We start from the raw sequence: 11,645 nt of genomic DNA, 5'->3' as shown, positions 1-11,645 counted from the left end.
TAATCAAGTCAGAGTTGCGGTCGCCAGTTTCACGCCGAAACCAACGAACAGTGCGCCGACGCCGCTATTGGCGCCAGCTGCCAAGCGTCGCCGCTGGCGGAACCAAGCCGCCAAATGCACGCCGGCAAGGATCAAAAAACTGAGGTAGATCGCGCTGATCACTTCCAGAATCAGCCCGAGAACCCCAAACGCCAATCCTGGGTAGGCATAACCTGGATCGACAAACTGTATGAAGAAGGACACAAAAAATAAAATGGCCTTTGGATTCGACAAGCTCAGCAAGAGGGCTTTTCTAAAGGGCCGGTGGGTCTCGCCCTCCGCAATCTGCCTTATCGAGCCCGGCACCTCCTGCAACTGACGCCAAGCGCCACGAAGCATGCCAATGCCCAGATAGAGTAGATACAGTGCCCCCAAGTATTTAAGCCCTATAAAAAACCAGGGCTCGGTTTTCAGGAGCGAAGCTACACCTAAGGCTGACAGCAGCATCAATATCGCATCCCCTAAAAAGACACCGCAAGCAGCCTGATAGCCTGTAAAAACACCGCGCCGGACCGAAGAAGACAGTACGAATAAGGAGTTGGGGCCTGGCAACAATACAACCAGTATTACCCCCAAGACATAAGTGCCTATGTCAGTAATGCCCAACTCCGATAACGTCATTTCTTACTGCCGTGCCGCCATGGCGCTGATGAAACGGTCGAACAAAGGCGCCACATCATGCGGCCCTGGGCTTGCCTCAGGGTGCCCCTGGAAACTAAAGGCTACTTTGTCCGTACGCTCAATCCCTTGGAGAGTACCGTCAAACAAGGATTTATGAGTCGCTCGGACATTGCCTGGCAGGGTTGACTCATCCACAGCAAAGCCATGGTTCTGACTGGTAATCATTACGACACCTGTATCCAAGTCCTGAACCGGATGATTTGCCCCATGATGACCATTGGGCATTTTTACAGTCCGGGCACCGGAAGCCAGCGCCAATAGCTGATGTCCAAGGCAGATACCAAAAACCGGAACATCGGTCTCGAGAACTTCCTGAATTGCCTTGATTGCATAATCACAAGGCTCGGGATCCCCTGGACCATTGGCCAGGAAAATACCGTCAGGATTCAGGGCCAGCGCTTCACTAGCAGGCGTTTGAGCAGGAAGCACTGTGACACGGCAACCGCGCGCTACCAGCATACGAAGAATGTTGTATTTCACACCGTAATCGAAGGCTACGACATGATAAGGCAGCTGATCACCCGGAATTTCCGGAGCGCTATCGCTCTCTAGATTCCAGACCGAGTGACGCCACTCGTAAGCAGTCTTAACAGAGACCTCTTTGGCCAAATCCATTCCCTTGAGGCCAGGAAAGACACGAGCAGCTTCAAGCGCCTGCTCTTCACTGATATTGTCACCTGCCAGAATGCAACCATTCTGCGCTCCCTTCTCCCGAAGGATACGGGTTAGCTTGCGGGTATCGATTCCAGCGATGGCAACCGTTCCATTTTCTTTCAAGTAATCGGACAAGGACTGCTTGTTACGCCAGTTGCTAGCAACTAGCGGTAAGTCACGAATAATCAGGCCAGAAGCCCAGACGCGATTAGCTTCTTGATCCTCTGATGTCGTCCCAGTATTGCCAATATGAGGATAGGTTAATGTTACAAGCTGTTTGGCATAAGAGGGGTCGGTAAGAATTTCCTGATAGCCGGTCATAGCGGTATTGAACACCACCTCACCGACTGTCAGGCCGTCGGCACCGATGGACTCACCGCGAAAAATGGTGCCATCGGCAAGGGCGAGAATGGCTGGCTTAGTCAAGAGACCTCCCAAAATCTAGTCTGAAGAGGCAAACGCAGGTTGTAAAAAAGCGGGATGACGTATGAACAGTCATCCCGCTTTTTATAATGATTCTGGCTGCGCTGGCTTTAGTGGACACACTAAAGCTGCATGATACGGAAACTTAAGCAAAAACTCCAGAACAACTGTGTTGCGTTTATCGGTTCGTTGCCTTAAGCAGAAACCAGAACAGAACTACGCTTTCAAGCCCGAGAGTCATGCGAAGAAAGAAACAACAGCAGCACGCCCTCTATAAGTAATTAACGCAGCCCCAACACATCTTGCATGTCGTAAAGTCTAGGTTCACGTCCGGCAAGCCACAACGCCGCACGAACAGCTCCTTTTGCAAAAGTCATTCGACTAGAAGCTTTATGCGTAATCTCTACACGCTCGCCTTCAGCCGCAAACAGGACGGTATGATCCCCGACAACATCGCCTGCCCGTACCGTGGCGAAGCCTATCGTTTTACGATCGCGCGCACCTGTTTGCCCTTCACGACCGTAAACAGCCACTTCAGCTAAATCGCGCCCTAAAGCCTGAGCAACAACTTCGCCCATACGAAGCGCAGTTCCTGACGGCGCATCGACCTTGTGTCGATGATGAGCTTCGATCACCTCAATATCGACCTCATCGCCCAATACACGTGCTGCGGTATCCAACAACTTAAGGCACAAGTTAACGCCCACGCTAAAATTGGCTGCAAAAACGATTGGGATTTCCTTGCTAGCTTCTAGCAACAGCAATTTTTGATCAGCCGTAAAGCCCGTAGTCCCAATAACCATGGCCTTGCCAGCCTGACGGCAAAGCGCCAGGTTTTGTAACGTAACGGTAGGATGTGTGAAATCAATCAGGACATCGAACTCTTCGAGCACACGCCCCAGCTCTCCTGACAGCGGAACGCCAATTCGACCAATAGCAGCTAGCTCACCTGCATCAGCGCCCACCAACGTGCTATCAGGGCGATCAATAGCAGCCGTCAATCCTGCCGCACCGCTGGTCTGCTGTACCGCCTCGACCAGAGTTTTACCCATGCGCCCTGCGGCACCCATTACAGCAATACGTCGCATCGCTACACTCCACACTACCTCTAACCGGCCCACCAGAATACTGCCAGGCCGGTAGCAGGTTTAAAGGTCGCCAAAGAAACGTTTCATACCATCGAACCAGCCACTGGCACGCGGTGAATGTGATGAGTTGTCTTGTAGTGTTTTACGGAACTCTTCGAGCAACTCCCGCTGGCGCTTATCCAAATTGACCGGCGTTTCTATTACCACACGACACATCAAATCACCCGCACCGCCACCTCGCACAGGCACAACACCCTTGCCACGCAGACGGAACAGCTTACCCGTTTGGGTCGCTTCAGGAATTTTTAACTTGACGCGTCCATCGAGTGTAGGCACTTCCAGCTCACCCCCAAGAGCAGCATCGGCAAAGCTGATTGGCACTTCGCAATACAAATGCTTGCCATCACGCTGAAAAATAGGGTGCTCACGAACATTGACGACAACATAAAGATCGCCTGCCGGCCCGCCCATGGTCCCCGCCTCGCCCTCACCGGACAAACGGATTCGATCACCTGTATCTACCCCAGCAGGCACTTTGACCGACAGCGTTTTTTGCTCTTCCACACGCCCCTGACCATGACAAGTCTGGCAGGGCTCAGGGATTACCTTGCCAGTACCATGGCAGCGCGGGCAGGTCTGCTGCACCGAGAAAAAGCCTTGCTGCATACGGACCTGACCGATACCACCACAGGTCGTACAGGTTGTGGGCGACGTTCCAGGCTTGGCCCCAGAACCTTCACATGTTTTACAACCTACCAGGGTGGGTACACGAATGGTTACGTTAGTACCGCGTACAGCCTCCTCCAGATCAAGATCCAGGGTATAGCGGAGATCCGAGCCACGCTGCGCACCGCCGCGGCCGCCAGGGCCTCGAGCGTTGCCAAAGAAATCGCTAAATACATCTCCAAAGATATCGGAAAAGCTGGCGCCTCCTGCTCCCGCACCAAACCCACCTGCGCCCATACTGGGATCGACTCCAGCATGACCATATTGATCATAGGCGGATCGCTTGCCCGGATCGGAAAGGATCTCATAGGCCTCATTGGCCTCTTTAAATTTGTCTTCGGCGGCCTTATCGCCCGGATTACGGTCCGGGTGATACTTCATCGCCAGACGCCGGTAGGCCTTCTTTAAATCAGCCTCGCTAGCGCCGCGTTCGACACCAAGAATCTCGTAATAATCACGCTTGGCCATAAGTTTCCTGCATCTCTAGTTTTCAACCCTCCAGACACGCCAACGCGGGAGCAGGCTCCCGCGTAGCGGATCTGGCAGGCCTCACGGACCTGCCAGGGCTCAAGCAAGCGCAAGGCTTACTTATTGTCCTTGACCTCTTCGAACTCGGCATCCACCACGTCGTCGCCTGCTGGCTTGCTACCAGCATCTGCTTTGGCGGCACCGTCGGCACCCTGGGCAGGCTGTTCAGCGTACAGCTTTTGAGCCAGCGGAGCGGAAGCCTGGGATAAAGCACTCATCTTAGCTTCGATTGCATCCTTGTCGTCCCCCTTAAGGGCAGCTTCAAGCTCACCAATAGCCTTCTCAATGGTGGCTTTTTCGTCAGCTGTAGCTTTATCGCCCGCCTCGGTCAGCATTTTACGAGTTCCGTGTGCAAGGGCATCAGCTTGGTTACGCGTAGTAACCAGCTCCTCGAACTTACGATCTTCGTCGGCATTAGCCTCCGCGTCACGCACCATCTGCTGAATTTCTTCTTCCGACAGACCAGAGGATGCCTTGATGACAATCGACTGCTGCTTGCCGGTGGCCTTGTCTTTTGCAGACACATGCAGAATACCGTTTGCATCGATGTCGAATGTCACTTCAATCTGCGGCACACCACGCGGTGCTGGTGGAATCTCGGCCAAGTCGAACTTGCCTAGAGATTTGTTTTGAGCCGCTTGCTTGCGCTCGCCCTGCAGCACATGAATGGTTACAGCGCTCTGGTTGTCGTCAGCAGTCGAAAACACCTGCGACTTCTTGGTTGGAATCGTGGTGTTTTTTTCGATCAACGGAGTCATCACGCCACCCATGGTTTCGATCCCCAGGGTTAGCGGACTTACGTCCAGCAGCAAAACGTCTTTTACGTCGCCAGCCAATACAGCACCCTGAATAGCAGCGCCAATAGCAACGGCTTCGTCAGGGTTAACGTCCTTACGCGCTTCCTTGCCAAAGAACTCAGCTACACGCTTTTGAACCAATGGCATACGTGTCTGACCGCCTACCAAGATGACTTCATCGATGCTGGAAACATCGATACCGGCATCTTTCAGAGCAGTACGGCAGGGCTCGATCGTACGTTCAACCAAGTCCTCAACCAGCGACTCTAACTTGGCGCGAGAAATCTTCACGTTCAGATGCTTGGGACCACTCGCATCGGCAGTAATGTACGGCAGATTTACATCGGTTTGCTGCGCAGACGAAAGCTCGATCTTGGCTTTTTCAGCCGCTTCCTTCAAGCGCTGCATGGCCAGTGGGTCACCCTTAAGGTTGATACCACTTTCCTTCTTGAATTCATCTACTAGGTAGTCAATCAGACGAATATCGAAGTCTTCACCACCCAGGAAAGTATCGCCATTAGTAGCCAGCACTTCGAATTGGTGCTCGCCATCTACTTCGGCAATTTCAATAACAGACACGTCAAAGGTACCACCGCCCAGGTCGTACACAATAACAGTGTGGTCGCCCTTGGCCTTGTCCAGACCGTAGGCCAGTGCAGCCGCTGTCGGCTCGTTGATGATGCGCTTTACATCCAGACCGGCGATACGGCCGGCATCTTTGGTAGCCTGACGCTGGCTATCATTGAAGTAGGCTGGAACGGTAATAACCGCTTCGGTCACGCTTTCGCCCAGGTAATCCTCGGCTGTCTTTTTCATTTTCTTCAGAACTTCGGCAGAAATCTGCGGAGGTGCCATTTTCTGGCCTTTCACTTCCACCCAGGCGTCGCCATTATCAGCCTTGACAATGCTATACGGCACCATCTGGATATCTTTCTGCACAACACCTTCTTCGAAGCGACGGCCAATCAGGCGCTTCACGGCATACAGGGTGTTCTGCGGATTGGTAACCGCCTGGCGCTTGGCCGGCTGACCTACCAGGGTTTCGCCATCATTGGTGTAGGCGATGATAGACGGCGTGGTGCGAGCGCCTTCAGCATTCTCAAGCACCTTGACATTGCCGTTTTCGAGGATTGCGACGCAGGAGTTGGTCGTCCCCAAGTCGATACCGATGATCTTACCCATATTCACTCTCCAGAAATCTTGAATTCCGTGCGATCCACCTGCGGATCTTTCATGCTCGGTTGACTCACCAAATGGGGACCGAGCGGATTATTTCAAGCTTTTTCGTTGATCGTTGGTTGCTGATCAGCAGGCGCTTTGCTTACTACGACCATGGCAGGACGCAGCAGACGACCATTAATCAGATACCCCTTCTGGAACACCTTGAGAACACTACCCGGCTCCACGGTCGCGCTTTCTTCCATAGCCATGGCTTGATGGTGTTCTGGATTAAACGGCGCACCATGTGGATCAACCGCCTCGACCTGGTAACGCTTGAGCGTGTCCTGGAACATTTTGAGCGTCAGCTCCATACCTTCCCGCATGGGACGAAGCGCCTCATTACTGGCATCGGACATCTCGACGCCTCGCTCCAGGCTGTCGATGACTGCCAACAGATCACCGGCAAACTTTTCCAAAGCAAACTTGTGCGCTTTTTCGACATCCTGCTCAGCGCGGCGACGGACGTTCTGCAACTCAGCAGCATTACGCAGTATCTGATCCTGTGCAGTGGCGAGTTGCTCTTCCAGCGTTGCCACTCGGCTCGTCAGGTCATCAGCCTGAGCGCCCTGTTCGTCCGGATTAAATTCTGGATTTTGGGTATCCGGATTGTGTTCGTCAGCCATGTCTTCCTCCTGTCGAAACGTGGGCAGGCCTGGTTCGCAGCGGAAAGAACACTACAAAGGCCTGCGGCTCTGCCCGCTATATGGGGACACTGATTGGCGCTTCAAGGGGTCAGTGGCATTGCCAGGACGAAAAGAAACACTGTATAAAATACCAATACTGAGTAAATAAACAGGTCTTGTTTTCGGAGTCTCACCGACATGCTGGTGCATTTGTCCGTCCGTAATTACGCTATCGTTGAACACCTTGATCTAGAACTACAGCACGGCATGACGGTGATTACTGGCGAAACGGGTGCCGGTAAATCAATTATGCTCGATGCGCTTGGGCTAACATTAGGTGACCGTGCCGACAGCGGGGTGGTGCGCCCAGGCGCAGACAAGGCTGACATTCTCGCCACGTTCGACATTCGCAGTATTCCTGAAGCTCAGAACTGGCTTTCCGAGCGGGACCTGGATAACGACACGCTGTGCCTGTTGCGTCGAGTGATTACGGCTGAAGGTAGATCGCGCGCCTACATTAACGGCTCCCCTTGCCCTCAAGGCGATTTACGGGCATTGGGCAGTCTATTGATCGACATCCATAGCCAGCATGAACATCAATCGCTACTCAAGACCGATACGCACCGTCGTCTTCTAGACGAGTTTGCTGAAGCACGGGATCTTGCACGACAGGTGCAGTTGGCGTCTCAACGATGGAAACAGACTAAGCAGACACTGGAACGTCTTTCCAGCACAGGTGAAGAGCAACGCGCCCGCTATCAACTCCTGAGTTATCAGCTGGAAGAGTTAAACAACCTGGCCCTTGCTGAAGGTGAAATCGAATCCTTGGAGCAAGAGCAAAAAACACTCGCCAGTGCTGAGCATCTGCTTGTTGCCTGTCGACAGGTTATTGATATGTGTAGCGAAGGAGAAGGCGGCAATGTCTTATCTGCCCTGGGGGCAAGCGTACAACGCCTGAGCAGCTTTGGTCATGTTCCTAAAGCGCTGGAAGAAGCAACAAATCTGCTCGCATCCGCCCAGATCCAAGTTGAAGAGGCTACTTCCGAAATCAGTCGATTCATGGATCATTTCGAAGCAGATCCAGAGCGCCAGCAAATCGTGCAAGAGCGTTTGGATACTATTTATACACTGGCTCGCAAGCATCGCGTTCAGCCGGAAGACTTGAATACCTTACAGATAAATCTTCAGCAGGAGCTGGAAGCTTTAAATGCTGATGACGAAGCAATAGAGCGGCTTGAAGAAGAGTTAGCCTCTTACGCCAGGCATTATCAAGAAAAAGCCAATGAACTCAGTGAACGGCGTTACACGCGTGCGCCCGCCTTGGCTGCGGCAGTCGAGACTGAGATGCAACGTTTGGGTATGCCTGGTGGTCGCTTCGCTATCATTTTGCAGCCGGAGACATCCGGAGATCTGCAGCCAAACGGCCAGGAAACCGTGGAATTTCAGGTTAGCGCCAACCCAGGCCAGCCACTGAAAGGACTAGCCAAAGTCGCCTCTGGCGGCGAACTGTCCCGCATCAGTCTGGCCATCCAAGTTATAACAGCGCAGACATCTCGTGTGCCAACCCTGGTATTCGATGAGGTGGATGTAGGCATTGGTGGCCCTACCGCCGAAATCGTTGGGCAACTTTTGCGCCGACTGGGAGAAAGCGGGCAAGTCCTGACAGTAACTCACCTACCCCAAGTAGCCGCTCAGGGTCATCATCACCTTTTTGTTCATAAGGAACGTGGCGCCAGCGAAACGCGTACAGCCGTAGCCATTCTTGACAAGAACCGCCGTATTGAAGAGGTCGCACGGATGCTAGGCGGAATTGATCTTACTCGTGAGTCTTTGGCGCATGCCAAAAAAATGGTCAACGTTAGGTAGCGCACAAAAAATCCTAGATAGAAAAACAGCGGCTATTAGCCGCTGTTTTTATTTGTGCATTACTTCCGCTTTTTTACATAGAGCACAAGATTGTGATCGACGAGCTCATAGCCATGCTCTTCCACAATTTCGCGCTGACGCTTCTCAATGGAAGCATCAGTAAATTCGATGACTTCACCTGAATCAACACAGACCATATGATCATGATGACCCGTATCGGCCAACTCGAAAACTGCATGACCGCCATCAAAATTATGTCGATCAACCAGGCCGGCGGCCTCAAATTGAGTTAAAACGCGATAAACAGTGGCTAAGCCGACATCTTCGCCAGCTTCCATTAATGCCTTATATACATCTTCAGCGCTCATATGGCGCTGCTCGGCTGAGTCCAGCATTTGCAGGATTTTGACCCGTGGGAGAGTCACTTTCAGCCCAGCTTTACGGAGTTCGTTATTTTCAACCATGTTCTTTCTCGGTTCCGGACGCTTCGCAGCACTTCGGAATGCAGGTATGATCGGATTTCATTGCCTAGCAAGATAGTGGAAGTTACCCCCTGATGCAAAACCTCAAGCTAACGTTGACCGGGCTTACTTTTTTGGGCCTCGCCACGCTCGCCGGATGTTCCTTTCCGGGGGTCTACAAAATCGATATCCAACAGGGTAATGTGGTCACGCAGGATATGATAGACCAGCTTCGCCCAGGAATGACCCGGCGGCAAGTGCGGTTTATTATGGGCAGCCCGTTGATTGTGGACACGTTCCACGCTAACCGCTGGGATTATCTATACAGCATTCAGCCTGGTGGCGGGCAGCGCCAGCAGGAGCGAGTCAGCTTGGTCTTTGACAACAACGATCAACTGGTCGGCCTGTCAGGTGATTTCATGCCCGGCACAAGTCGCGAGCAGGAAATCATGGGTAGCCCGGCGGATAGCACTTCGCCAGCCAGCACCATGCCTGAGCAGCCTGCTCAACCGCAGCAACAAGCACCACAGGATGAGCCTGCTAAACCTGGCTCTACTGAAGAGGAACTGCAGCGCGAGATCGATAGCATTAGAACCGAGCCGGTTCCAACGCCTACCCCGATCGATACCAGTTCTGACTGACCGAGCGTTAAGTATTTTCGTATAACCCCGCCCATAAGCGGGGTTATTTATATGGGTATTATTTCGGGTGAGATAGTTTCAATAAGGTGGCAAGCCCGTCACGCATCGATGTTCCCTCCCCTACCTCAAAACGTTGCAGCAAACGAGCGTTATTAGCCTTTGAATGCCGAATATCACCTGACCTAGGACGATCGTGGCGGATTGGCGGTAATAAGCCCAGTAGATCGCCAATATGCTGTAACAATTGATTCAGACTGATCACCTGCCCACGCCCTACATTTACCGCCTCAGGCGCAGGACATGATGCCTCTAAAGCCTGAGCAATCAGCCCAACCAGATCGCTTACGAATACAAAATCGCGCGTTTGCTCCCCATCACCATAGACGGTAATAGGCTCGCCTCGTTGTGCCCGCTCCGTAAAGATACTGATCACCCCTGAATAAGGTGAAGAAGGATCCTGGCGGGGCCCATAAATATTGAAAAACCGAAAAACAACCGGCTCAAGGCCGTGCTGGCGGCGATAGAAGTCGAGATAGTATTCGCTGGCAAGCTTATCCGCCGCATAGGGCGTTAGCGGGGCCTTGGGTGTCTCCTCATCGATTGCCATCCCTTCGCCGTTCGGACCGTATACAGCAGCGCTGGAGGCGAAAATCACTCGCTTCACACCCGCTTTACGCATCGCCTCGCAGACATTCAACGTACCGATAAAGTTACTGCGGTGTGTACCGACTGGATCCTCAACCGATGCCTGTACCGAAGCCACTGCCGCAAGATGTACCACTGCGCTGCAACCGTCCACGGCAGCCTGAACAGCATGGGCATCGGCTACATCGGCCTGGACCACATCAAGCCCAGGGTAACCTATAGGGAGATTAGCCAATTTGCCTGTCGACAAATCATCCAACACCCGTACGCGAAGCCCTTTGCTCAGCAACAGGTCAACGAGATGAGAGCCGATAAAACCAGCGCCTCCTGTAACAAGAATGAGTGGATCAGGCATTACGATTTCCTATTTGCCGGTAATAGCGCTCGAGCACGGCAGGCAGCTCACTGCGCCAGTTGCGCGGCTTGATACCAAAGGTATTCAATATTTTTTTGCAGGTCAGGACGGCATTCTGAGGCTCTTCCGCTGCATTCTCAGCTTGTGTATGTGCTTGCGCCTCTAAACGAGCTTCAGGTAGTAACATCAAAGCTCCCGCCTCAGCCAGGATAGCGTGGCCCAAGGTCAATTGAGTCACAGCCTCAACCCCGCCGTAGTGATAGGTTCCCCATAAAGGCGCAGCACAGTCGAGTTGCTTGATAATGGCCAAGATCACGCGCGCAGCGTCATCTACAGGAGTCGGGCTTCCACGGCGGTCATCCGCCAAGCACAAGCGCTCCCCTAAGCTTACACGGCGTAGAAAACGATCAAGCCATCCTTGAGAACTTTCATCCAGCAACCAGCCCAAGCGTAAAAGGATATGTCGCGGACAGAGCGCACGAACAGACTGTTCAATAGTCCAGAGCGCCTGACCGCGAACGCCTAACGGATTGGCGTCATCCTTTTCACTATAAGCACTTGTCCGACCGCCATCAAAAATGCGGTAGCTGGAAGGCTGAATCAAGGGAAGCGCATAGTGCTGGCACAACTCGGCCAGTCGCTCAACAGCCCGAGCCTGGTGAAATAAATGCTCGTCATCAGGCAATTCGGCCTGAAACCAGTCGAAGTAATAGGCCAGATTGATAACAGCATCTGGGCGGGTATCGTCAAGCAACCGGGTCAAGTGGCTGGCATCCCAGCCCTGCGCGGGCGGACGTGGAGCTAGAAAGTAAATATCTTCCTCGGCTCCCAGGCGAATCAGTGCCTGACCCAGAGCATTACCACCGCCCAATAGCATGAGGCGCATGCGCATGGCGT

11 protein-coding genes are annotated in these 11,645 nt (G+C 53.0%); 2 read left to right on the top strand and 9 right to left on the bottom strand.

Annotation, left to right across the window (positions count from 1 at the left end; genetic code table 11):
- Positions 1–3: 3 nt before the first annotated feature.
- The 6 genes from leuE to grpE form a co-directional block, all read right to left on the bottom strand.
- Positions 4–660: a leucine efflux protein LeuE gene (leuE, locus tag IQ22_RS18300; RefSeq protein ID WP_145144667.1), complete on the bottom strand. Its 657-nt coding sequence runs from the start codon at positions 658–660 to the stop codon at positions 4–6.
- A 3-nt stretch (positions 661–663) separates the two neighbouring features.
- Positions 664–1,800: a glutamine-hydrolyzing carbamoyl-phosphate synthase small subunit gene (gene carA / locus IQ22_RS18295; protein WP_145144665.1), complete on the bottom strand. Its 1,137-nt coding sequence runs from the start codon at positions 1,798–1,800 to the stop codon at positions 664–666.
- A 278-nt stretch (positions 1,801–2,078) separates the two neighbouring features.
- The gene (dapB, locus tag IQ22_RS18290; protein WP_145144663.1) at positions 2,079–2,885 is read right to left on the bottom strand and encodes a 4-hydroxy-tetrahydrodipicolinate reductase; all 807 of its coding nucleotides are present in this window, start codon (positions 2,883–2,885) and stop codon (positions 2,079–2,081) included.
- A gap of 60 nt (positions 2,886–2,945) precedes the next feature.
- Entirely contained in the window at positions 2,946–4,079 is a 1,134-nt protein-coding gene (gene dnaJ / locus IQ22_RS18285) for a molecular chaperone DnaJ (RefSeq protein ID WP_145144661.1), read from the bottom strand.
- Positions 4,080–4,195: 116 nt separating this feature from the next.
- Complete coding sequence (dnaK, locus tag IQ22_RS18280; protein WP_145144659.1) at positions 4,196–6,118, bottom strand: molecular chaperone DnaK; 1,923 nt, start codon at positions 6,116–6,118, stop codon at positions 4,196–4,198.
- A gap of 92 nt (positions 6,119–6,210) precedes the next feature.
- Positions 6,211–6,780 carry a nucleotide exchange factor GrpE gene (gene grpE / locus IQ22_RS18275; RefSeq protein WP_145144657.1) on the bottom strand — a complete coding sequence of 190 codons (570 nt, stop codon included), beginning with the start codon at positions 6,778–6,780 and terminating at the stop codon, positions 6,211–6,213.
- Positions 6,781–6,978: 198 nt separating this feature from the next.
- On the opposite strand from grpE, the gene recN reads away from it, so the two are divergent.
- Complete coding sequence (gene recN, locus IQ22_RS18270) at positions 6,979–8,646, top strand: DNA repair protein RecN (RefSeq protein ID WP_145144655.1); 1,668 nt, start codon at positions 6,979–6,981, stop codon at positions 8,644–8,646.
- Positions 8,647–8,705: 59 nt separating this feature from the next.
- On the opposite strand, the gene fur is transcribed toward recN, so the two are convergent.
- A complete protein-coding gene (gene fur / locus IQ22_RS18265; RefSeq protein WP_145144653.1) occupies positions 8,706–9,110 on the bottom strand; it encodes a ferric iron uptake transcriptional regulator in 405 nt (134 codons plus the stop codon).
- Positions 9,111–9,202: 92 nt separating this feature from the next.
- On the opposite strand from fur, the gene IQ22_RS18260 reads away from it, so the two are divergent.
- Positions 9,203–9,748 carry an outer membrane protein assembly factor BamE gene (locus IQ22_RS18260; RefSeq protein WP_145144651.1) on the top strand — a complete coding sequence of 182 codons (546 nt, stop codon included), beginning with the start codon at positions 9,203–9,205 and terminating at the stop codon, positions 9,746–9,748.
- A gap of 58 nt (positions 9,749–9,806) precedes the next feature.
- Here IQ22_RS18260 and IQ22_RS18255 read toward each other — a convergent pair whose 3' ends face one another.
- Together IQ22_RS18255 and IQ22_RS18250 are read right to left on the bottom strand one after the other, a co-directional pair.
- A complete protein-coding gene (locus IQ22_RS18255; RefSeq protein ID WP_145144649.1) occupies positions 9,807–10,748 on the bottom strand; it encodes an NAD-dependent epimerase/dehydratase family protein in 942 nt (313 codons plus the stop codon).
- Complete coding sequence (locus IQ22_RS18250) at positions 10,741–11,640, bottom strand: sugar nucleotide-binding protein (protein WP_145144647.1); 900 nt, start codon at positions 11,638–11,640, stop codon at positions 10,741–10,743. Before IQ22_RS18250 ends, IQ22_RS18255 begins: the two co-directional genes overlap by 8 nt.
- Between the last annotated feature and the right edge of the window lie 5 nt (positions 11,641–11,645).

This window comes from Pseudomonas duriflava, assembly GCF_007830155.1.
Classification (GTDB): Bacteria; Pseudomonadota; Gammaproteobacteria; order Pseudomonadales; family Pseudomonadaceae; genus Chryseomonas; species Chryseomonas duriflava.
The sequence above is the reverse complement of the archived record's forward strand: the minus strand, read 5'-3'. Positions and strand labels throughout refer to the sequence as shown.